At 67.7% G+C, this 22,873-nt stretch carries 13 protein-coding genes; 1 reads left to right on the forward strand and 12 read right to left on the reverse strand.

The features are described 5' to 3' along the window. Positions 1-43: 43 nt before the first annotated feature. The 10 genes from recD to C7401_RS01045 form a co-directional block, all read right to left on the reverse strand. Positions 44-2,323 (reverse strand): exodeoxyribonuclease V subunit alpha, encoded by a 2,280-nt coding sequence (gene recD, locus C7401_RS01000; RefSeq protein ID WP_258396785.1) that lies wholly within the window; start codon positions 2,321-2,323, stop codon positions 44-46. Then, positions 2,320-6,156 carry an exodeoxyribonuclease V subunit beta gene (gene recB, locus C7401_RS01005; protein WP_112169383.1) on the reverse strand — a complete coding sequence of 1,279 codons (3,837 nt, stop codon included), beginning with the start codon at positions 6,154-6,156 and terminating at the stop codon, positions 2,320-2,322. The genes recD and recB overlap by 4 nt, the downstream gene beginning before the upstream one ends. Then, positions 6,153-9,743, reverse strand: a complete 3,591-nt coding sequence (gene recC / locus C7401_RS01010) for an exodeoxyribonuclease V subunit gamma (protein WP_258396786.1) — start codon at positions 9,741-9,743, stop codon at positions 6,153-6,155. The genes recB and recC overlap by 4 nt, the downstream gene beginning before the upstream one ends. A gap of 225 nt (positions 9,744-9,968) precedes the next feature. Next, positions 9,969-11,060, reverse strand: a complete 1,092-nt coding sequence (locus C7401_RS01015) for a sn-glycerol-3-phosphate import ATP-binding protein UgpC (RefSeq protein WP_112169385.1) — start codon at positions 11,058-11,060, stop codon at positions 9,969-9,971. Between the two features lie 88 nt (positions 11,061-11,148). After that, on the reverse strand, positions 11,149-11,994 hold the full coding sequence (ugpE, locus tag C7401_RS01020) for a sn-glycerol-3-phosphate ABC transporter permease UgpE (protein WP_112169387.1): 846 nt from the start codon (positions 11,992-11,994) through the stop codon (positions 11,149-11,151). Next, positions 11,994-12,875: a sn-glycerol-3-phosphate ABC transporter permease UgpA gene (ugpA, locus tag C7401_RS01025; RefSeq protein ID WP_112169389.1), complete on the reverse strand. Its 882-nt coding sequence runs from the start codon at positions 12,873-12,875 to the stop codon at positions 11,994-11,996. Before ugpA ends, ugpE begins: the two co-directional genes overlap by 1 nt. A 207-nt stretch (positions 12,876-13,082) precedes the next feature. Further along, entirely contained in the window at positions 13,083-14,351 is a 1,269-nt protein-coding gene (locus C7401_RS01030) for an autotransporter strand-loop-strand O-heptosyltransferase (protein ID WP_112169391.1), read from the reverse strand. Positions 14,352-14,466: 115 nt separating this feature from the next. Continuing rightward, the gene (locus C7401_RS01035) at positions 14,467-15,708 is read right to left on the reverse strand and encodes an NAD(P)/FAD-dependent oxidoreductase (protein ID WP_220092796.1); all 1,242 of its coding nucleotides are present in this window, start codon (positions 15,706-15,708) and stop codon (positions 14,467-14,469) included. A 165-nt stretch (positions 15,709-15,873) separates the two neighbouring features. Next, positions 15,874-16,782: a glutamate/aspartate ABC transporter substrate-binding protein gene (locus tag C7401_RS01040; protein WP_112169395.1), complete on the reverse strand. Its 909-nt coding sequence runs from the start codon at positions 16,780-16,782 to the stop codon at positions 15,874-15,876. 215 nt (positions 16,783-16,997) lie between these two features. Continuing rightward, a complete protein-coding gene (locus tag C7401_RS01045; protein ID WP_112169397.1) occupies positions 16,998-18,305 on the reverse strand; it encodes an MFS transporter in 1,308 nt (435 codons plus the stop codon). 354 nt (positions 18,306-18,659) lie between these two features. On the opposite strand from C7401_RS01045, the gene C7401_RS01050 reads away from it, so the two are divergent. Further along, entirely contained in the window at positions 18,660-19,193 is a 534-nt protein-coding gene (locus tag C7401_RS01050) for a nucleoside 2-deoxyribosyltransferase (protein ID WP_112169399.1), read from the forward strand. A gap of 38 nt (positions 19,194-19,231) precedes the next feature. Here C7401_RS01050 and C7401_RS01055 read toward each other — a convergent pair whose 3' ends face one another. Both C7401_RS01055 and C7401_RS01060 read right to left on the reverse strand, forming a co-directional pair. Next, on the reverse strand, positions 19,232-20,908 hold the full coding sequence (locus C7401_RS01055) for a S10 family peptidase (RefSeq protein WP_112169401.1): 1,677 nt from the start codon (positions 20,906-20,908) through the stop codon (positions 19,232-19,234). 100 nt (positions 20,909-21,008) lie between these two features. Continuing rightward, complete coding sequence (locus C7401_RS01060; protein WP_112169403.1) at positions 21,009-22,646, reverse strand: S53 family peptidase; 1,638 nt, start codon at positions 22,644-22,646, stop codon at positions 21,009-21,011. Between the last annotated feature and the right edge of the window lie 227 nt (positions 22,647-22,873).

Here is a 22,873-nt window from a genome sequence, read left to right on the forward strand (position 1 = left end):
CGCGCATTGCCGATGCGCGTTGCACATCGCGCGTCGCGCTCGCTCACGCGGCCCGTGCGTCGCGCGCGAGTCCAGCCATGAGCCCGCTTGCGCGCTGCACCTTCGAGAGCACCGCACGATCGAGCACGGAGCGCCCCTCGGGCAACGCCAGCGTGAGAAACGACCGCGCGCGCGTGATGCCCGTGTAGACGAGTTCGCGCGTGAGGATCGGGCTGTACGTGTCGGGCAGCACGAGCGCGGCGTGCGTGAATTCGGAGCCCTGAGATTTGTGCACGGTGAGCGCGAACACGGTCTCGACGCCCTGCAAGCGGCCAGGCGACACCCACTTCACGCCGCCCGAGCCGTCGCCGGCCGGGAACGCCACACGCAACACGGGCGGTGCGCCCGCAGCCACGGGCAACTCGAGCGCGATGCCGATATCGCCGTTCATGAGCCCGAGTTCGTAGTCGTTGTGGGTGACGAGCACGGGCCGCCCCGCATACCAGTCGCCGCGCGGCTCGATGAGCCCTTCCTCGTGCAGCAGGCGCGCGACGCGCCGGTTCAGCCCTTCGACGCCCCACGGCCCGCGCCGCAGCGCGCACAGCAGTTGAAACGCACCATGCGCCTTCAACACGCCTGCCGCCCAGACCTCCAGCGCTTCGGGCGTCGCGTCGCTCCCGGGGCGCGTGGCTCGCATCGTCTCCAGGTAGTGGCGGTAGCCCAGGCGCTGCGCGCGCGTCGCGTCGACAGCGGCCATCTCGCCCACGCGGCCATCGACGATGAGCGCCCGCAACGGGCCGTCGTCGTCCGCGGGACAGATCAGGCGCGCAAGGTCGTCGTAGCCGCGCGCCCAGATCTTCGCGACGCCCACCGCGTCGCCCGCATTGACGAGTTCCGCCAGCGCGCCGATGCCGCTTTCCGATGCGAAACGATGGCTCTCGCGCAACATCGCGACAGCCTGGTCGAGCGGCAGGCCGTGTGCGTCGAGCATCGCCGGGTCGATGTGCTCGCCGGTGGCCGCTTCGAGCCAGGCGCGCGAGGCCTCCGTGTAATGCCCCTCGCGCGCGCGGTCGCACAGTTCGCCCAGCACCGCGCCCGCCTCGACCGAGGCAAGCTGGTCCTTGTCGCCGAGCAGGATCAGGCGCGCGGTGGGCGGCAGCGCATCGAGCACGGCGGCCATCATTTCGAGGTCGACCATCGAGGCCTCGTCGATCACGAGCACGTCCACGGGCAGCGGATTCGCGGCGTCGTGGCGAAAGCGCCGGCTGCCTGGCCGCGTGCCCAGCACGCGATGCAACGTGGTCACGACAGTGGGAATCGCCGCGCGCAGCGCCGCGCCGTCCACCTGGCTTTGTAGCGCGTCGAACGGCAGCCGCTCAACGGCGCCCGCAATCGATTCGTTCAGGCGTGCCGCCGCCTTGCCGGTGGGCGCGGCCAGCCGGATGCGCAAGGGCCGCGCGGCAGGCGCTGCGCGCCCCGCGCGGCCTAGCGCCAAAGTTTGCAGGAGTGCCAACAATCTCACGACGGTGGTCGTCTTGCCCGTGCCCGGCCCGCCCGTGACGATGCTGAACGCGCTGCGCGCGGCGAGCGCGCAGGCAAGCTTTTGCCAGTCGGCGGAGCGTGCCCCTGGCTTCGCACGCGCGGCTTCGCTGCGCGGCGCGAACAATGCGTCGAGCGCGGCGCGCGCCACGTCCAGCGGCAGCCCGGCTTCGAGCTGCCCGGCGCGCGTGAGCCGCCGCTCGATGCCCTCGCGCACGTCCTGCTCGTACTGCCAGTAGCGCCGCAAATAAAGTCGCGTGCCCGCGAGCACGAGCGGCGTATTATCCTGCGCCCCCGTCGCCTCCTCGCTCACCAGATCCGGCTCGGCGAGCGCCGCGCGCCATTGCGCGAGCGTGACGCCCGCCAGCACCTCGGCGGGCGGCTGGGCCGGCGCGGCGGCCGGCAGTTGCGGGCCGTCCGGCGGCAAGGAAAGCGCAAACGCCGGATCGTCGAGCGTCGCCTTGAGGTCGAGACATACGTGGCCGCGCCCGAGTTGATGGCTCGCCAGCGCAGCCGCCAGCAGCAGGAGCGGCGGGCAATGCGGCGCTTCGGTCCACAGGAAGCGCGCGAACGCGGCGTCGAGCGTGCGCAGCCAGCCGCGCTCCACCCAGTTGTCGAGCACGTCCAGCATTGGCGCGGCCGAATCGCGCGCACCGTGCTGCTTGACAGGCAAAGGCGAAGGCGAAAGTAAAGGCAAAGTCGAAGGCGACGACGAAGCCGCCGCCTCGCCTTGCGACGGCATCTCCAGGTTTTCGAACAGATCGCCGGTGACGCCCATCGGATCTTTCGTGCGGCGTCTCGTCATGCCACATCCTCCAGCACATCGCGACGCGCGAAGAGCGCGTCGAGTCGTTCGATCAGCTCACGCGGCGGTCGTTCGCAATGCAACCCCTGCCCCGGCGCACGGCCGCCGCGCAGGAACAGGTACACGGCGCCGCCCACGTGGCGGTCGTAGTCGTAATCGGGAAGACGCGCCTTGAGCAGCCGGTGCAGCGCGAACAGATACAGCACGTATTGCAGTTCATAGCGCGAATGCAGGATCTGCGCCCGCATCTTTGCCGCCGTGTACGAGGCGTCGTCGGGGCCCAGCCAGTTCGATTTATAGTCGGCCACGTAATAGCGGCCCTCGTGTTCGAACACGAGGTCGATAAAGCCCTTGAGCATACCGTTGAGCGTGGTGGCGTCGAGCGCGGGGCGCGCCTCGCCGTCCAGCGTGAATGCCGTGACGAGCGCGTCGAGCGCGAGCGTATCGACGGAGTGCGCCGTGACCCAGAACTCCAGCTCCGCCATATACGACCCGAGCGCCGCGAACGCGACCGGCGCGACGGGCTCGCCGTCGATGTCCGGCAGGCGCAGCGGCGTGCGCACGAGTTCGAGCATCCACGCCGTGAGCAGGTCGATCCAGTGCGACCAGCCGCGCACGCTGCAACGGCGCGCGACCATGTCGCGCACGCGCGCCTCGTCTTCGGCAATCGCGGCAAAGCCTTCGTCGGCGGCCCATTCCATCAGCTCGTGCAGGAAGCTGCCCGCGTCCGCGCCGCGTTCGAAGCCGTGCATCGGCGCGAGCGCCGGGGCGAGCGGTTCGGCGCCGCGGTCGAAGGCTTCGTCTTCGTCGGGCGGCATGGTCGATTCGAGCAGTTCGAGGAAGACGTCCTCGCCGCGCGTGTCGGGCGCGCTGCGCGCCTCGTCGGCCTCGACGGGCACGCCGGAGCCAATCGAAGCCTCGACCGTCTTCAGGCTCGAATAGCTCGCGACCCACCAGCGCTCGCGTTCGCGCCTCGCGAGGGTGCGCGCCTGGCCGCGCACGGCGCCGGTATCGCGCAGCGCCAGCACTTCGCGAGCCGCTTGCGGCGCGGGCGCGACGGCAATGTCCGCGCACGGTCCACGCAATGCGCCGAGGAATGCTTCGGTTTCCTCAGCAGGCACGGCGCCGCCGCCATTGAGCAGATAACCAAAGGCGCTCGCTTCCACGCCTTGCACCGGCCCATAGCCGATCCACGTGGCGTAGCGCGCACGCGTCAACGCAACGTAAAGCTTGCGCAGATCTTCGCCCAGGCGTTCGCGATCGGCCTGGCGCAGCACGCTCGCGTCGGCTTCCAGCGTCACGCGCAGCACGCCTTCTTCGTCGTGCCATTTGAACGGCACGTCGTCCGGCTTGACGGCGCGATGCGCGCAGGCAAACGGCAAGAACACCAGCGGATATTCAAGGCCCTTGGACTTGTGGATCGTCACGACCTGCACGAGTCCCGCATCGCTTTCCAGGCGCAACTGGCGCGCGTCGCCCCCGCCGCCCGCGCTTTCGTCCTCGCGCTGTTCATCCAGGTAGCGGATCAGCGCGTGCTCGCCGTCGAGTTGCGTGCTCGCCTGTTGCAGCAGTTCGGCGAGATGCAGCAGGTTCGTGAGCGCGCGCTCGCCGTTCAGCCCCGCGCTCGCCGCTTCGCCAAGCAGGCGCTGCGGCACGTGGAAATCGTTGAAGAGGCGCCGCAACATGGGCAGCACGCCCTTCTTGCGCCAGCAGTCGCGATACTCGCGGAACTGAAGCACGCGCTTTTCCCACGCGAACTCGTCGCGGCCGAGCAGATCGAGTTCGGCCCAGTCGAGACCGAGCGTCGACGTGGCGAGCGCGGTGCGCACGAGGCGGCCGTCGTCGGGCTCGGCGCAGGCCGCGAGCCAGTAGCGCAGTTCCTCGGCCTGCGGCGTTTGATACACCGAGTCGCGATCCGAGAGATAGACGCTGCGCACGCCGCGCGCGGCGAGCGCTTCGCGTATCGCCTGCGCCTCGCTGCGGTTGTTGACGAGCACCGCCATATGAGCGGGCTGCAACGGCCGCATGCCGCCCTCGCCCTCCAGGGGCATGAAGCCCGCCGCGCCCTCCTGCCCGAGATTGAGCAGGCGCACCATCTCGCTCGCGCAGCTCGCGGCCATGCCCGCGAGGTACGCGCCTTTGCTCAACGGCTTGCCGTCGGCGACGGGCGGCATCCACCAGACGTTCAGCGCCGGCAGCGCCGCACCGGCCGCCACCAGCTTTTCCGGCCGGCCATGCGCGTCGGCGGCGACGAACGGCAGCGCGTTCTCGCGACCGTCAGGGCTGCGAAACAAAAACGCACCGCTGCCCTCCGGGCGCAACTCGGCGGCTTCGAAGCAGCGGTTCACCGCATCGACCATCGCGCGCGTGGAGCGGAAATTCTTCTTGAGCGTGTAGAGCCGCCCCTCGCATGCGCGCCGCGCTTCCAGGTACGTGTAGATATCCGCGCCGCGAAACGCATAGATGGCCTGCTTCGGATCGCCGATCAAGACGATGGCCGTCTCGGTGTCGTGCGCGGCGATACGGTAGACCGCATCGAAGATCGCGTACTGGACCGGGTCGGTGTCCTGGAACTCGTCGATCAGCGCGACCGGGTACTGCTTGCGGATAATCTCCGCGAGGCGCGCGCCGTTCTCACGCTGCAACGCCGCCCGCAGGCGGGTGAGCAGATCGTCGAAGCCCATTTGCGAGCGGCGCGCCTCTTCTTCCTCGAAACGCCGCGCGATCCAGCGCGCCGCGTGGCACAGCAGGTCCTGCTTCGCCTCGGGCGGCGCAGCAAGCGACTCGCGCAAGGTTTCCATCGCCACGAACGCGGCGTGCGCGGGCGGCTCGCCCTTCGTCCAGATCTCCGCGAGACCTGCTGGCGTGAGGCGCGTCCAGACCGCGGCCTTGTCGTCGAAGCCGGGATGCGCCGATTCGGGGTCGTTGGCCCAGTCGCGCAGCTTGCCGATCCATGTTTCGCAGTGCTTCGAATTGAGCTTCCTCGCGTCGAACTGCTTCGCCGCGCGCGCGTCGCCCAGGAGCGCCTCGACCTGGTCGATCCACACGCGCCACGGCGCTTTCAGCGTTTCGAGCTCGTCCTGCGCGCGCTTGCGCGCGTCGAGCAGCGCCGTCTCGGGCTCGGGCGTTTCCGGCAGCAAGTCGGCATGGGCAAGCAGCCCGCGAATCGCCTGGTGCAAGGCGTCGGGACTCGCGAACCACGCCCGCACCTCGGCCGCGCAACGCGCGTCGAGCGGCGCCATGAAGGTGCGCCAGTAGTCACGCACCACCTCGGCGCGCAGCTCTGTCTGATCGGTTTCCAGCGTCTGCGAAAAGAGGCTGTCGCTGTCGAATGCATGTTCGCTCAGCATGCGGTTGCACCAGCCGTGGATCGTCGAGACCGCGGCCTCGTCCATCCACTCGGCCGCGAGTTGCAGGCGGCGCGCGCAGCCGGGCCACTGCTCCGGCGCGTAGTCCTCGCGCAAATCGTGCAGCAGGTCTTCGCCAGGCGCGCGGTCGGGCACGTCTTCGGGCTCGACGCGAAAGCATTCGGCGGCTTCGATCAGACGCGCGCGTATGCGCTCGCGCAGCTCCTTCGTCGCGGCGTCCGTGAAGGTCACGACCAGGATTTCGGGCGGCGTGAGCGCGCGCCCGGCCGTGCGCGCCTCATCGCCAACATCGGCTTCGTCGCTCGCCGGGTTCAGCGCGCCGTGGCCGAGCACGAGGCGCACGTACAGCATCGCGATCGTAAAGGTCTTGCCGGTGCCCGCGCTCGCTTCGATCAGGCGGCTGCCATACAGCGGAAAGCGCAGCGGGTCCAGCACTTCGGCGTCGAGGTCCTCGCGCAGGTTCATGCAGTGTCTCCAGCCTCGCCCGAGGCGCGTTTGGCACGCGACGAGGCGAGCGGCGCGCGCGCGACCGGCAGCAGCAGTGTCGTGGCGAGCGTAATGAAGTCGTCGTGCGCGGCAAGCGCTTCGAAGTCGGGAAACGCGCGGCGCAAATAGGCGTTCGTGTCGCGCTCGCCGGGCGTGCGGCCGTTGCCCTCGTAGGCCACAAGACCCGCTTCCCACGCTTCGGCGGGCACCGTGGCGCGCGCGCCGTCAAAGGCGTCAGGCAGCTTGCGCAGCCACGCGAACGCGGTCTTGACCGCGAGCGGCAGCGGCCGGCGCGCGCCGTCGTCCCACGCGGCGAGCAATGCGAGCAGGTAAGCGCGCGCGAGCTGTGCGTCGAGCGGCGCGAACTCCGCCACGCCCACCTTGCTCACGATCACCGTGGTGACGGGGCCGGCGGCAAGTTGCGCGGCCACATGCGCGACCCAATACGGCACGAGACGGTCGCCCCGATAGCGGCTGTCCTTCACGAGCGTGCCCGGCTCCAGAATCACGCGGCCAAGCGCGCCGTCCGGGCCCGAGCGCAAGTCGTCGAGCCAGTCGTCGAGCGAAACCAGGCGGCCGTCGCGCGTCGCATCGAGACGAATTTCGTATTGATGTTCGAGCGGCTCGGGCCAGCGCGCGAGCGCCTTGCGATATTCGGCGAACAGCTCGGGCATGGGCGCAAGCAGTTCCTCGCCGATCACTTCGCCAAAGCCGCCCGTCGCGAGGTCGCCGCTGCGATGCATGCGTTCGAGGCGCGCGAGCGCCACCGGTTCGAGGTCGTCCTCGCCGCGCTCCATCGCCAGCACCTGCGCGCGAATCAGTTCGCCCTGCAACTGCCAGGCCTGCAACGCATCCACTTCGAACGGCTCGTGATTTTCGCTGGCCGCGTCCGCGCTTTCGAACGCCACACGCAGGCGCTGCCGGAAAAAGCCGCGCACGGGTTCGCGCAGGAACTCGCCCAGCTCGCGGATCGTCAGCGGCTCGTCGCGCTCGGCGGGCGCCAATGCCGCGGCGCGCGCGCCGTCCGTTGGCGGCGGCGCGGGCCGCCCCCACTCGTGCGCATAGGTGTACAGCAGCGCGTCATCGGGGCGCGCCGGGAAATAGTCCGGACTGAACGGCTGCAAGCGATGCTCGATGGTCAATGCATGAAGCAGCGCTTCGCCACCGCCTTCTTCCTCGCCTTCGAGCCGCCAGCCGGCCTTGAGGTGGTCGCGCAACTGCCCCACCAGCACCGAGGGCGGGCGCGGCGTGTTGTCGGTCACGCTGCGCCCGACCCACGAAACGTGCAAATGGTCGCGCGCCGAGAGCAGCGCTTCGAGAAACAGATAGCGGTCGTCTTCGCGGCGCGAGCGGTCGCCGGGGCGATAGTCGCGGCGCATGAGGTCGAAGTCGAGCGGCGTGCGGCTGCGCGGATAATCGCCGTCGTTCATGCCGAGCAGGCACACGCGCCGGAAGGGAATCGCGCGCATCGGCATGAGCGTGGCGAAGGTCACCGCGCCCGCGAAAAAGCGCTGCGAAAGACCGCCGCCTTCGAGCACCGCGAGCCAGTTCTCCGCGACGATGGCGAGCGGCAAGGACTGCGTGAGCGCGGCCTCGTCGCAGGCCTCGCGCCAGGTTTCGAGCGCGCCGTCGAGGCAGTCGAGCGTGTAGGCGTCCTCGCCGTCGTCGGCCGCAAAGAAAGTGGCCTTCAGCGCGCGCAGGCGCTCGCACCACACCTCGACCGTGGCCGGTTCGCGCAGCGTGCGCCAGGCGTGGTCGAGCGCATCCACGAGCCGCGTGAGCGGACCGAGCAGCGCCGCGTCGAGCCCGCCAATCTCGCTGTACGGCTCGATGCCGCGCCATGCGCCCGCGCGCTCGCCCGCCGCGTAGCCGAGCAACATGCGCCGCAAACCGAACGCCCAGCTATTGGGCGCGCTCAGTTCGTCGGCCTGGGGCAGGCCCAGGCTCGCGCGCTGGCCCGCGTGCAGGCCCCAGCGAATGTTCGCACCGTCGATCCAGTTGCGCAGCGTGGGCACGTCCTCCTCGTCGATGCCAAAGCGCGTGCGCACGGCGGGGACTTCGAGCAGGTCGAGCACGTCGCTCACGGTCACGCGCGAATACGGCAGCGCGAGCAGCATCTCCAGCGCGCCGATGAGCGGATCGAACGCGCGCTGCGCGCGGTCCGCGACGCTGAACGGAATGCTGCGCGGGTCGTCGCCGTCGAGCAGGCCGAACACGGCCTGGATATGCGGCGCGTAGACCTCGATGTCGGGCACCATCACGATCACGTCGCGCGGGCGCAAGGTGGGGTCCGCGGCGAACGCGGCAAGCAGACGGTCGTGCAGGATCTCCACTTCGCGCTGCGCGCTGTGCGCGATATGAAAGCGGATCGACTCGTCCTCGCGCGGGTCCACGGGCTCCCAGTGCTCGCGCGTCTCGCCAAGCGGGCGCAGGTCGCGAATATCGTCCTGCAACTGCTGGAGCAGCGTGAACGCCTCGTCGCCCTCGAACAGGTCGATGCGCTGGCCAATGCGCGTGAAATGCGGCGTATAGCTCTCGCGCGCCTCGTCGCTATCGTATTCGTCGAGCAGGCCGATGAAGTCGCGCCCCTGCTTGCCCCACGCCGCGAGCAACGGCTGCGCATGCAGATGCAACTGCGCCTCGTCGAGTTGCGCGGGCGATCCCGCGCGGCGGCGCTGGCGCGCATGGCGCGCGCGCAGCAGGTCCTGGTCGGCGACGATGTCGGCCCAGTAGTGCATGCAGGGGTTGTGCACGCACATGAGCACCTGGCTCCAGCGCGCGAGCGCGGCGAGCACTTCGACCGACTGGCGCGGCAGGCTCGAAATGCCGAATACCACGAGGCGGCGCGGCAACCCTTTGGGGCGAGGATCGCCCTCCTGCCACGCCTGGGCGCGCTGCATGAACGCCTCGTGCACGGCGGCGCGGCCCGTGTCGCGCAGGTCGATGCCGTCGCTCGCCTGCGCGCCCACGTCCGCGAGCAGCGCGCGCCAGAGCGCAGCCTGCCAGCGCGCCTCGTCGGGCAGCGGCACGCGGGCGTTGCGCGCATCGATCAGCACATCCTCATGCTCGGCCCAGGCGGCGAGCCAGTCGGCGCGATAGACCTGGTACTGGTCGAGCAGGTCGGCCACGCGCTGCGCGAGCTGGAAGCACTTGCGCTGGTCCTCGTCGTTGGCCATGAAGCGCCTGAGCGGCTCGTATTCGCTGCCCGGCTCGTCGAGCAGCGCGGGCAGCATGCGCATGAGACGCCAGACGAGGCGCGACTTGTCGAACGGCGACACCGCGGGCACCGCCTCGTTGCCGAGCACCGCGCGATACGCCTGCCACAGGAAGCGCGACGGCAGCGACATTTCGAACGCCGCTGCGATGCCGCAGCCGCCCTCCTCGGGATCGGCCGCGAACGCCAGCTTGAGCCATTGCGCGATGCCGTTGCTCTGCACGAGGAACATTTCCTTTTCGAGCGGCGCGATCGGATTCTGGCCGATCCACTGCACGATCAGGTCGCGCATGCGTTCGGGCTGATTGCCGTGAACGAGCATCAGCCCCGGGGGCAGTTCGCGCGCGCTCAAGCGAGGCTCCGGCGCGCGGCGCGCGGGCGGTGGGCGGATTGGGCGAGGAAGCGGAAGAGAAGGATTGCGGCCATGTCGCCAGTTCGAGTGTCGTGCCGATACGAAAGGTGCGGGCGGCATTGCGCCCGCACGAGGCGACAGTTTACGACAATCGGGGCGGCGGCGAGCGACGGATTCACGCGCGCACCGAGGCTCCGTCGCGCGCTCAAGGACGAGCGGTTTGCCTCAACCCAGGCGCGCCCCCGTTGCCGGGTCGAAGAAATGCAGTCGCGCGGGCGGCAACTGCACGGCAAGCCGTTCGCCGGGTGCGGGCCGCGTTTCGTGCGGCAGGCGCACCACCACGTCGGCGCTGCCCCAGCGGCCGTGCGCGAGGTTGTCGGCGCCCAGCAGTTCGCAGGTTTCGACTTCCAGCGTCGCCGCCGCGGCGTCGCCCGCCTGCGCCGCGCCGCGCGCGTACATGTGCTCGGGCCGCACGCCCAGCACACACTCCGCGCCCTTCGGCAGCCACGCCGGCGGCTCGGCCAGCGGCAGATGCGGGCCGTTGCCCGCCGTTTCGAAGCGCCGGCCGTCCTCGCTCACGCGCCCGCGCAGCAGGTTCATGGCGGGCGAGCCGATAAAACTCGCCACGAACATCGTGGCCGGCCGATCGTAGACTTCGCCGGGCGTGCCGATCTGCTCGGCGCGCCCGCCGTTGAGCACCATCACGCGCTGGGCAAGCGTCATCGCCTCGATCTGGTCGTGCGTGACGTACAGGCTCGTTGTGCGCAGGCGTGCATGCAGACGCTGGATTTCCAGGCGCATCTGCACGCGCAGCTTCGCGTCGAGATTCGAAAGCGGTTCGTCGAACAGGAACACCGAGGGCTCGCGCACGATCGCGCGCCCCATCGCCACGCGCTGCCGCTGGCCGCCCGACAGTTCGCGCGGCTTGCGCTCCAGCAGCTTGCCCAGTTCCAGAATATCGGCGGCGGCGCTCACGCGCGCGTCGATCGTCTTGCTGTCGAGACCTTGCAGCTTGAGGCTGTAGCCCATGTTGCGCGCCACCGTCATGTGCGGATACAGCGCGTAGTTCTGGAACACCATCGCGATGTCGCGATCCTTGGGCTCCACGCGGTTGACCACCTTGCCGCCGATGGCGATCTCGCCCGACGTGATGGTTTCGAGTCCCGCCACCATGCGCAGCAGCGTGGACTTCCCGCAGCCCGACGGGCCCACGAGCACCATGAACTCGCCGTCCTGCACCTGCACGTCGATGCCGTGCAACACCGGATGCGCGCCGTCGTACGACTTCGTCACACCGCTTATGCTCAATGCCGCCATGCCGTCTCCCGAAGCGCGCATCCGGCCTGGTTCGCCGCACGCGCCGCCTGTTTATCCGTATCGATCATCGTTGCGCGCGCATCCATCTTCACTTTTCCACGTCCACGAGCCCGCGCACGAACCAGCGCTGCATGGCCAGCACCACCACGAGCGGCGGCAGCATGGCGATCATCGTCGCGCACATCACGAGATGCCATTGCGTGGCGGCGTCGCCGCTCGAAATCATGCTCTTGATGCCGACCACGGCCGTGGTCATCGAGGCCGTGCTCGACATGAGAATCGGCCACAAATACTGGTTCCAGCCGTAGATGAACGTGATGACGAACAGCGAAGCGATGTTGGTCTTCGAAAGCGGCAGCACGACGTCCCAGAAGAACCGCAGCGGCCCCGCGCCGTCGATGCGCGCCGCCTCGATCAGCTCGTTGGGCAGCGTGAGGAAGAACTGGCGGAACAGGAACGTGGCCGTGGCCGAGGCGATGAGCGGCAGCGTGAGGCCCGCATACGTGTTGGTGAGGTGCAGCGTGGCCGCGACCTGCACGGTCGGGAAGATGCGCACTTCCACGGGCAGCATGAGCGTCACGAAGATCAGCCAGAACGCGAAGCGCCGGAACGGAAAGCGGAAGAACACGATCGCATAGGCCGAGATGATGGAGATGGCGATCTTGCCCACCGAAATCACCAGCGCCGTGATCACGCTGTTCATCAGCATCGTGCTGAACGGGCTCGCGGCGCTGCCCGTGCCCGCGTGCCACACGGTGGCCATGTTGGCGAAGAGGTGCGTGCCCGGCACGAGCGAGAGCGGCACCGTGAAGACCTCCTTCTCGTTCATCGTGGCCGCGCAAAACGCCACGTACACGGGAAAGGCCACCACCGCCACGCCGAGCAGCAGCATGACGTGGCAGAACAGGTTGAAGTATTTGCGGTTCTCGACCATCAGTACTGCACCCGTCGCTCGATGAAGCGGAACTGGAAGATCGTGAGCGCAGTGACGATCAGCATCAGCACGACCGACTGCGCGCCCGAGCTGCCGATGTCGAGGCCGCGAAAGCCTTCGTCGAAGATCTTGTAGACGAGCGTGCGCGTGGCCTGGCCGGGGCCGCCGCCGGTCGCGGCGTCGATCACCGGGAAGGTGTCGAACAGCGCATAGACCACGTTCACCACGAGCAGAAAGAAGCTCGTGGGCGACAGCAGCGGAAACGCGATGCCGAAAAAGCGCCGCACGGGCCCCGCGCCGTCAATGGCGGCGGCTTCGAACAGCGACTGCGGAATCGACTGAAGCCCGGCGTAAAAGAACAGAAAGTTGTAGCTGATCTGCTGCCATACCGAGGCGACCACGACGAGCGTCATGGCCTGGCCGGGATTGAGCGCGTGATTCCAGACCACGCCGAAGCGCGCGAGCGCGTAAGTCACGAGGCCTATGCTCGGGTTGAACAGAAAGCCCCACAGCACGGCAGCAATGACGGGCGCGACCGCATACGGCCAGATGAGAAACGTTTGATAGAAGCGCTTGCCGCGCGTCACGTGGTGCGCCATGGCCGCGAGCAGCAGCGAGATGGCGAGGCCGCCGAACGTCACGAGCGCGGTGAAGACGAGCGTGGTCTTGACCGAGTCCAGATAGAGCGGGTCGCGGGCGAGCCGCGTGAAGTTGGCGAGGCCGACGAACACGGACGACGTGCCGAAGGCATCTTCGGCCTGGGTGGACTGCAACAGCGCCACCCCGGCGGGCCATAGGAAGAAGATCACGGTCACCGCGAGCTGCGGGCCGACGAGCAGATAAGGCAGCAGGCTCGCCCCAAAGCGGGAGCGTTGTTCCATTGCGTCACTCTCCTCGAGTCACGGCGCTCGTCTTGATGCGAACGCCGGGTGGCGCGGCTGGCTCTATCGAATTGAGCCGTCTCGTGGACGGCGCCGCGTTCGCATTCTAGCCGAGACTGATGACGCTGCGGTTCGAAGCCGGGTTCGAGACCGGGTTCGAGAGGTTACTCGTCCCGATTCCCTGCGGCGTGCGCTTCGCCGCGGGCTTCAATGACGCTGGCCGTGCGCGGCGATGAGCCGGTCCACCACGCGGGTCACATGCTCGGCCGTGATCGCCTTCGTGCACTGGTAGCGGAAGGCGTCGCCCGCGTGGCGCGGGCACCAGCCGAAGTCGCTGTCGTCGAACTCGTGGCGCGTGTCGTTGTAGCAGCTATTGCAGGCGTGAAAATTGATCACGCGCCACGGCGTCTGGAACTCGGCCTTCGGATGCGAAAAACCGCTGATCAGCACGACCGGCACGCCCACGGCCCATGCGAGCCACGACAGGCCGCTGCCCAGCCCCACGAAAAAGTCGGCGTGGGCGAGCAGGCTCGCGCGCTCCTGCAACGGGCGCGCGCCCGTGAAGTCCTCGGCGCCCTCGGGCATGACGTTCGTCGCGCCGGGTGCGCCGTATTCGCGGTCGCGGTCGATGCACAGCACGCGGTAGCCGCGCGCCTTCAGATGCGCCACCAGGGCCGGCCAGCCTTGCGGGTTGTTCCAGTATTTGCACTGCGCCGAGGCTTGCGTTGCGATGCACACGTAGGGCTGCGCGATCGTGCGCGTCCGATCGGCCACCACGATGCGCGGGCGGCGCTCCAGCGCCGGCACGCCCAGCATGTACGAGGCGAAGTCCTGAAGGCTGCTCACGCGCAGGTCGGTGGGCTGATGGTCGCGATCGGAGAGCGGGCGGTACGCGCCCACGCGGTAGGTCGCGTAAAGCGGCTGCGGCACGTCAGCGTCAACGTCAGCGGCGGCTTCGGCGGGCGGCGCGAATGCGATGCGGGGATAACCCGCCTCGAAAAGCGCGTGCAGCGCGGCCGGCATCTGCACGGTCAAATCACAGCCGTGCTGCTCGCGAAAGGCTTCGAAGGCCGGCATCCAGGCCATCGCGTCGCCAATCGCGCCCGACCCCACCACCACGCGCACGCGACGCCCGGCCGCATCGAAAGAATGCGAAAAAACGCGGCGCGGTCCGTCGAATACTTCCAGCCGGAAGCGGACGTAGTATTTGCGGCGGCTCGTGGCGATCTCGCCCGCGCCCAGCACCTCGTCGAACAGCACGTTGGCCGTGTCGAGGTCGTGCATGCGCACGCGCCAGCCGTCTTGCGGCACCTGCACGCGGCAGCCGTAGTTGAAGTCGTAGCGGATGCCCTCCGGCCCCGCCAGCGCGGGCGCGCCGGGTTGCGCGAAAGCGCTGGCCTGGAGGCCGCGCTGCCTGCCCGGCGAGGCGGACGAAGCCGGCGAGCCGGGCAAGGAGGGCGTGACAGAGGGTTTCATCGGGCGATCGGGATGCGGGGATGGTTCATCCGGCGCAAACGTCGTGCGCCAGTCCGGCGCGCAGATTATCCCGATCGCAAAAATAGCGGGGGCGTCAGCGCCCCGCCTTCCCCGCTCAAGCGAGCGCCGCGGCGGCGAATTTGCCCATGTCGGTGGCCGGATCGCGCAGCGCGTCGAGGTCGAGCGGCACGCCCTTGCCCACGAGCTTCTTGCCGCACAGGAAATCGGGCATCGAATTGACCGCGTCCACCGCGAGCAGCACGCGGTCCTTGAGGTAATACACGGCGAAGCGGCGCGCGGCCGGGTCGCCGCGCACGATCGCCTCGTCGTAGCCTTCGAGCAGGCCCACGGTCTGAAGCTTGAGATCGTACTGATCGGACCAGAACCAGGGCGCATCGCACACGGGGCGCGGCTTGCCGACGATCGCGGCGGCCGCCAGCTTCGCCTGCTCCACTGCGTTGTGCACGCTCTCCAGCCGCCCCGAGCGGCCATAGTGCGACAGCGGCCGGTGCGCGCAGTCGCCAATGGCGAAGACATCCGGGTCGCTCGTGCGCGCGTCGTCGTCCACTTGAACGCCGTTGACGCACGTGATGCCCGCCGCCTTCGCGAGCGCCTCGTTCGGCAGGATGCCGATGCCGACCAGCGCGAGCGTGGCGGGCACGATCTCGCCGCCCGCGAGCTGCACGCCGGTGAGCTTGCCGCCCTCGCCCACGAGCGCCTCGATCTTCGCGTTCAGGCGCAGATCGACGCCCTGCGCGCGATGCTCGTTCGTATAGAACGTGGAAACCGTCTCGCCCGTCACGCGGCCGAGCACGCGCGGCGCGGCTTCCAGCACCGTGACGTCGTGGCCGAGCTGGCGCGCCGCCGCGGCCGCTTCGAGGCCGATATAGCCGGCGCCGATCACCACGAGCTTTTCGCCCGGCTGCACGCGCTCGCGCAAGACGTCCGCGTCGGCGAGCGAGCGCAGCGCGATCACGCCCGCGAGATCGTGACCCGGCACCGTCAACGCGCGCGGCGTGGAGCCCGTGGCGAGAATCAGCTTGTCGTATTGAAGCTGGCTGCCGTCGGCAAACGTGAGCGTGCGGCTTGCGCGGTCGAGCGACTGCGCGCTCGCGCCGAGCTTCAGTTCGATGCGTTGCTCGTCGTAGAACGCGCGCGGCTTCAACCACAGGCGCTCGACATCGGCCTCGCCCTTCAAATAGGCCTTGCTGAGCGGCGGCCGGTGATACGGGGGCACCGGCTCCTCGCCGACCAGCACGACGCGGCCACCGAACCCATACTGCCGCAACAGCGCCGCGGCGTTGCCGCCCGCGTGCCCTGCCCCGACGATCACCACCGTGCTGCCATCTTCTTGCATGTCCGCTCCCGCTTGTCTTGCGCTTTTACACGTCAATGGATTCATGGCGCGCACAGGCGGTCGCCGCCCATACGCGCGATTTCGACCGCCGCGCCCATGAGCCCGCCGCGCCGCCCGGCGCCTCAGGAACGAGATGATCTCACGGTTCGGGCACGCGGGCCACGCTCAGTCGAAGGCGCGGTCGTTCGGCGCGGCATAGAGCGCGCGCAGTGCTTCGCTCATCGGAAACTGGAAATTCACGCCCTTGGGCGGCACCGGCTTTTCGAACCACTTCGTGTAGAGCGCGCCGATTTCGCCGCTTTTCATGATGCCCGCCATCGTGTTGTTCACGAGTTGGCGGAATTCCGGGTCGTTATTGCGCATCATGAATCCATACGCCTCGGACGACTGCGGCGTGCCCACGATGGTCCATTCGGAAGGATTCGCCGTGAGCGAACGCGTGCCCGCGAGCAGCACGTCGTCCATCATGTAGGCCACCGCGCGACCCGATTCGAGTGTCGCGCGCCCTTCTCCATAGTCCCTTGCGCTGATGATGCGCATGTTCATCTGCTTGTCGATATTCATGCGCCGCAGGATGCGCTCGGAGGTCGTGCCCTGGTTGGTGAGCACGGTCTTGCCGGCCAGATCGGGGAAATCGTGAATGCCCGAGTCCTTGCGCGTGAGCAGGCGCGTGGTCGCGATGAAGAACGTATTGGAGAACGTCACCTGGGCCTGGCGCGCCTTCAGGTTGGTCGTCACGCCGCACTCCAGGTCCACCGTGCCGTTTTGCACGAGCGGAATGCGGTTTTGCGAAGTGACCGGAATGAAGCGCACTTGCAGGTTGGGACGATTCGTTTTCGCCTTCACGGCCTCGATCACCTTGTCGCAGATGTCCTGCGAAAAGCCGATCACCTTGTTGTCGCCCACCACGTACGAGAACGGCACCGAGGTCTCGCGATAGCCGATGGCGATAATATTCGCAGAGCGAATCTTTTCGAGCGTGGGCTGCGCGACCTGGGCCGCCGCGGGCTGCATCAGCGCAAGGCAGGGCGTGACGGCCAGGCAGGCCAGCGCCAGCAACTTCAGTCGGTTCATGGCTCGGTTCTCTTCGTCATCTCGTGGGTTTGGCGCGCCTGAAACGTCCGCTTGATGCGTTCGCATGAAACATCCATTTGCGGCCAGAATCGAACATCGCGCAACATGCGGGAAATACCAGGCGTTTGGCCGATATGTTAAGCCGACAATGAAAAAAGCAGCGGACGTGGCCGCTGCTTTTTGTTATTGCTGAAGCGCCGTCACATCAAGCGCGATCAGCCATTGACAAGCTTTTTCGGCTGCATCAGCGCAAGCACCGCGCCCAGCACCATCGCGGCCGACACGCAGTACATGCCCGCGTTCGTGCTTTGCGTCATGTCCTTCATCCAGCCGATGATCGAAGGGCTCACGAAGCCCGCGAGGTTGCCGACCGAGTTGATCATGCCGATGGCCGCGGCGGCCGAGCCGCCCGCAAGAATCGCGCTCGGCCAGGTCCAGAACACGGGCATCGTGGCGAGCATGCCCGCCGCGCCCACCGAAAGCGCGAGCATGGCGAGCGGCACGTTGTGAGCGAACACGGTGCTGAAATACAGGCCCACGGCCGAAGCGAGCGAGGCGATCGCGAAGTGCCAGCGGCGCTCGCCCGTGCGGTCGGCGCTCTTCGCCACGAACAACATGCTGAACACGGCGCACGCGTACGGAATGGCCGTGAGCAGGCCCACGTCGAGCGCGTTCTTCACGCCGCTCGCCTTGATGAGCGTGGGCAGATAGAAGCTGATGCCGTACAGGCCCATCATGCAGCAGAAGTAGATCACGGCCATGAGCCACACGCGGCCGTTGGTGAACACCGAGCCAATCGACGCATGGCCCTTGCCCGCCTGGTCCTGCGCGATGTTGTGTTCGAGCACAGCCTTCTCTTCGGCCGAGAGCCACTTCGCCGTGCGAATGCCGTTGGGCAGATAGAACAGCGTGACCACGCCCAGCACGAACGAAGGCACGGCTTCGATCAGAAAGAGCCACTGCCAGCCCGCCAGGCCGTGCGTGCCGTTGAAGGCCGCGAGAATCCAGCCCGAAAGCGGCCCGCCCAGCACGCCCGCGATCGGAATGCCGATCATGAAGAGCGCGTTCATGCGGCTGCGGCGCGCGGCCGGAAACCAGTACGTGAGGTAAAGCACGATGCCGGGGAAGAAGCCCGCCTCGGCCACGCCCAGCAGGAAACGCACGATGTAGAACTGCGTGGGCGTTTTCACGAACAGCGTGGCGGCGGAGAGCACGGCCCACGTGAGCATGATGCGCGCGATCCACCGGCGCGCGCCGACCCGGTGCATGAGAATATTGCTTGGGACTTCGAAGAAAAAGTACCCGATGAAGAAAATACCTGCGCCGAGACCATAGATGGTTTCGCTGAATTGCAGGTCGCTCAGCATTTGCAGCTTGGCGAAGCCGACGTTCACGCGGTCGAGGTACGCGGCGACGTAGCAGATAAAAAGAAACGGCAACAGACGCAACGTGGCCTTCGAATAGGCGCGCGTCTCGAGAGTATGCAATGCGGCCTTCGACTGGCCACCGGCGATCGTATTCATGGTCTCCAACATGGTGCAAAGCCGATGCCGCGCAGGCAAAGGCGGGAGAAAACAGACGCACGTAGCCGGGCTGCGCATAGGGTCCCGCCCCATTAGCTCCCACCACCCATTACGTTGCGCCCGCAACAAATTGCCCGCCCTGAGCTGCGCACAGCGCCGCACGAGGCATGCAAAGTGCGTGATCGTAGCCAGATACAACAATTGTTGTCAACTATTTGTAAGCCCGTTCGATCAACCTCTCTGGAAACCGGTCCGCGTGCACCCGGACGATGCACGAAAGCGCGCCGGCCTGAGGCGGGGCGCTAGAATCGTCGAACCGACCGGAAAACGACCCCGCATGGAGAACCGCGCGCCATGAATTCCACCCTGCTGCCCCGCCGTCCACGCGTGTATCTCGCCGGCTTCGACGTGTTCCGGCGCGACGCGCACGAATACGGTGCACGCCTTGTCGCCGCGTGCGCGGAATACGGCTTCGAGGGCGTGTACCCGCTCGACGCCGAAGTGCCCGCCAACCTCGACGGCCCGCGCGCGGCTGCATGGATCTATCGCGCCAATGTCGACGCGATCCGCGCCGCCGACATCGTGATGGCGAATGTGAACGACTTTCGCGGCCCCGGCGAACCCGACTCGGGCACCGCCTTCGAAATCGGCTACGCGGCCGCGCTCGGCAAGGAGATCTGGGCGTATACGTCCGACGCGGGCACGCTCATCGAGCGCGTGCCGTCCGTACCCGATCCGCAGGGGCCGCCGGGGCGCGTTTGCGAACGTGGCTATCTGGTGGAGGATTTCGGTCTCGGCAAGAACCTGATGATCGCGTGCGCGGCGCGGCTCGTGCAGGGCGACGCGCGCGCCTGCCTCGAAGCCATGGCGCAGGGGCGCACGCAGTAGCGCGTGCGCCGCCGTAGCCAGGAGAGCTCAGCGGGAGATCAATGATGCATGGTGCTCATCGTGCTCATGCGCTGTAGCGCGCGAATGCGCGCCACCGCGGGCCGGTCGGCCACCACGCCCTGGTAGAGCTTCGTGAGATCGGCCTTGAGCGCCGTGCGCGAACCCGCGTCGAGATACACCATGTGCCCCGAGGGATAGAAGCGTGCGCTCAGATTGTTGCGCACCTTCTGATTGTCGAGTGGCATTTTCTGCAAGTCGATCACGGTCTGATAGAACGGCGTGACGAAGTCGTAAAAGCCGTTCGCGGAAAGCACGCGCAAATCGGGATTGAGCGCCATCACCGCCGCGAGGTCGCCCGCCGTGTAGAGCACGATATTGCCGTGCGCGTCGACGCCCTTCTGCGCGCCGGTCGGATCGATATGGCTGAAGTTCCAGTTCTTGAACGCCTGGTCGTTGAGGTCCGTGAACGACGAATTCGTGCGGAACTTGAGCTGCTCGTTCAGATAGCTGTTCCACATGGCCGTATATACGCCGCTCACCGCCGTCATGGTGGGATCGTTGCCGCCCGAGTTCGGGTCGATGTTGCCGGCGATGCCCGTGTCGATGGCGGTCACGCGGCCGTCGTACGAACCGAGCGCCATGCCCTTGTCCTTCAGGAGCGTCGTGAGAAAAAGCGAATTGCCGCGGCTGTCGTACGCGGCGATGTCGAGGTTCCACGACTCCAGCGTTTGCGTGTCGATGCCCGTGTATTGCGAAAGCGTCTTGAGCGCGGCCGCAATCGCCTTGTCCTTCGGATTGGGGAATTTCGAGAGCGCCTGCAAATAGCCGGTGCGCGCGAACTGCGCGACCTGCGCGGCGAACGTCTGCAAGTCCTTCGGCGCGGGCTTCACGCCCAGGCGCTTGTGATACCACGCGTCGGCGGCGGCCGTGGGCAGCGCGCCCACCGGGTTGCCGCTTTGCGTGTAATCGAGTATCGACGACTGTAGCGTGACGCCGTTCAGGTCCACGCCGTCCTCGTGCAGACGGTACGCGAGCACGCAACTGCGCGCGGTGCCATACGACTCGCCGTAAAGAAACTTCGGCGAATTCCAGCGATCGTTCGCGGTGAGGTAGCGCTTGATGAACTGCTTGAGCGAATCGGCGTCCTGATCCACACCCCAGAAGTCGCGGTTGTGATGCGGCGCGATGGCCGCCGAATAGCCGGTGCCCACCGGATTGATGAACACGAGGTCGCTCTTGTCGAGCAGGCTGTCCGGGTTGTCTTCGAGCGCATACGGCGCGGGCGGCGTGAAGCCCGGCATCGACGTCTTGATGCGCTTGGGCGCGAACGAGCCGAGCAGCACGAACACCGAAGAAGAACCGGGGCCGCCGTTGTAGAAGAACGTGACGGGACGGTCCTGCGCCTGCACGCCGTCCTTGGTGAACGCGACGTAGAAAATCTTCGCGTCGGGCTGCGAACTGCTCGGATCGACGGTCACGAGATGGCCCGCCGTCGCGGTATAGGCGATCGCTTCCTTGCCGATCTGGATGGCGTGATGCGTGATGGCGGCGTTCTCCGTCATGTCGGTGACGAAGTCGTCGGGACCGTTGCCGTAAGCGGTGGGATCGAAGCACGGCTGGTCGGCCGGTGTGCGGTGTTTGCCGTTGCCGCTCGCGGGACCGGCCCCGTGAGCCTTGCCGTTGCCTTTGCCTTTGGACTGCGCCTCGTCGTTCATTTCGTCTCCTCCGTGGAGAGGCGGTTCGCGATGTAGACCGTGAGTGCGACTTCGCATGCAACCCGCATGGCGCCCGGCAATGCCAGGGCGCCGGCTCATCCTACGCCGAGCCGAGCACCGCCGCCACCTTGCTGCCTACCGGCGTGCCGAGGCCCGTGCACGCGTCCCAGCCGGGCCCGGCCGAGAAGTCGCCGTTGCTGCCGCTCGTCACGTCGTTGAAGGCACCGGGCTGCGCGTAGAGCTTCGCGTTCGCGAATCCCACGGGCTTGCCGCGCGCGGCGTTGATGCGCGCGATCAGCGCGGCCCACAACGGCGCGACGGCGCTGGTGCCGCCCACCACCGTGTCCGCGCCGCCCACGCGCACCACGTAGCCCGTGGCCGGATCGGCGTCGGCGGACACATCGGGCACGCCGCGCCGCACCAGCGCGCCTGCGCCGCCGCTGCCGCGCACGACGCGCAGCCCCTTTTGCCAGGCCGGCAACGCGAACGTCGCGCTCACGCCGCCGCCCGTCGCGCCGTCTTCGCCGTTGCCCCAAACCGTCTCGTGCGTGATGTGCCCATTCGACGCTGTGATATGCGTGCCGCCGCAGCCAAGCGCGTACGGACTCGACGCCGGAAAGTCGACATGATCGGCGCCGTCGCCCACGCCGTCCGACGAGCCGCTGTCGCCCGAAGCCGCGCACACCGTCACGCCGAGCGCAACGGCCGTTTGCATCGCGTCGTTAAGCGCGCCGAGCGTTTGCTGTGACCACGCGGATTCGGGCGCGCCCCAACTGATCGAAATGACCGACGGCTTGCGCTGGCTGTCGTGCAGCGCGGCGCTCACGGCGTCCACGAAGCCCGCTTCGCTGTTCGGCGCGAAATACACCGCAATCAGCGCGGCCGGCGCGAGCGCGCCCGCGATCTCCACGTCGAGTGTGACTTCGCCGTCCGGGCCGTTCGGGTCGCCGCTCGGCGCGTTCGTCGCCTGATCGACGGACACCGCCTCCACGCGCGGCGCGCCCACTCCCAGTTCGTTGAAATAGGCCGTGAGGTCCGCCGTGTCGTAGCCGCCGCCCATCTCCACGAGCGCGATGCACTGGCCGCTGCCGTCGCCCGCCGGAAAGTCGTAAAGCTGCGCAAGCTGCAAAGGCGTGAACGAATGACTCACGGCGCGCGCCGCGCGAATGGGCGGGTGGATCGGCGCGCCGCCCGCCGCCGGCGATGTTTCCGGCGTCAGGGCCGTGGTAGTGGGGTTGATGCGAAAGTGCGGCCGCGCCTTCGCGCGATTGTCGAGCCCCACCACGGCGGTGACGACCTCGTGCATGTCATCCGGCAGATGCACGGGCCCGCTGGGCTGGCGAAAGTGAAACGTGGATTTGCCGACCTGATGCTCGAAGCGTTGCAGGGCGACGCCGAATGCGGCGTTGTATTGCTGCACCGTGCCCGAGAGCACCACGCGGCGTGCGGCGGCATCGGCGTGAACCACCGTGAGCCCGTGCGCGTTCGCGAACTGCGCGACGCGCTTGATGTCCTCGGCGGAGGCGCCGAAGCGGCGCTCGTATTCCTCGCGCGAAAGCGGCTGCGCCGCAGGATCGTTCGCGGCGAGCTTGTCCACCAGGTCGTGAAATTCGGTCAATGCCTGGCGGCGCAGAATCAGCACGATGTCGAAATGCTCCGCCGGGTCGCACGCGCCGACGCATTGCGCGCCCGCGGGCGTCGGATGGTCACTGCCTGCCACGGGTTGTTGCCTGGTCATGGCCGGTTCTCCTCGATGTACCGCGTGCCAGCGTCTGGATTCTGGCATTCGGACACACGGCGAATTACCGGAGTTCCGCGTGCCAACCGGCACGGCATGCCATTCAGATCACTTCTGATTCACGACGCATCGTTATCCGGCAGGCTTGCCGTGCGGCGTGTACGCAAACGAGGCAGTGTGAGCATGCCGCGTGCCTGCCGCTTCCAGATCTCCAGATCGATGGCAAT

The organism is Paraburkholderia unamae (assembly GCF_003268775.1).
Taxonomy (GTDB): Bacteria; Pseudomonadota; Gammaproteobacteria; order Burkholderiales; family Burkholderiaceae; genus Paraburkholderia; species Paraburkholderia unamae.

Bases quoted from the DNA above. Each gene is read 5' to 3' on its own strand.
- recD (WP_258396785.1), bottom strand. From the start codon at position 2,323: ATGACGAGACGCCGCACGAAAGATCCGATGGGCGTCACCGGCGATCTG.
- recB (WP_112169383.1), bottom strand. From the start codon at position 6,156: ATGAACCTGCGCGAGGACCTCGACGCCGAAGTGCTGGACCCGCTGCGC.
- C7401_RS01015 (WP_112169385.1), bottom strand. From the start codon at position 11,060: ATGGCGGCATTGAGCATAAGCGGTGTGACGAAGTCGTACGACGGCGCG.
- ugpE (WP_112169387.1), bottom strand. From the start codon at position 11,994: ATGGTCGAGAACCGCAAATACTTCAACCTGTTCTGCCACGTCATGCTG.
- ugpA (WP_112169389.1), bottom strand. From the start codon at position 12,875: ATGGAACAACGCTCCCGCTTTGGGGCGAGCCTGCTGCCTTATCTGCTC.
- C7401_RS01030 (WP_112169391.1), bottom strand. From the start codon at position 14,351: ATGAAACCCTCTGTCACGCCCTCCTTGCCCGGCTCGCCGGCTTCGTCC.
- C7401_RS01035 (WP_220092796.1), bottom strand. From the start codon at position 15,708: ATGCAAGAAGATGGCAGCACGGTGGTGATCGTCGGGGCAGGGCACGCG.
- C7401_RS01040 (WP_112169395.1), bottom strand. From the start codon at position 16,782: ATGAACCGACTGAAGTTGCTGGCGCTGGCCTGCCTGGCCGTCACGCCC.
- C7401_RS01045 (WP_112169397.1), bottom strand. From the start codon at position 18,305: ATGAATACGATCGCCGGTGGCCAGTCGAAGGCCGCATTGCATACTCTC.
- C7401_RS01050 (WP_112169399.1), top strand. From the start codon at position 18,660: ATGAATTCCACCCTGCTGCCCCGCCGTCCACGCGTGTATCTCGCCGGC.
- C7401_RS01055 (WP_112169401.1), bottom strand. From the start codon at position 20,908: ATGAACGACGAGGCGCAGTCCAAAGGCAAAGGCAACGGCAAGGCTCAC.
- C7401_RS01060 (WP_112169403.1), bottom strand. From the start codon at position 22,646: ATGACCAGGCAACAACCCGTGGCAGGCAGTGACCATCCGACGCCCGCG.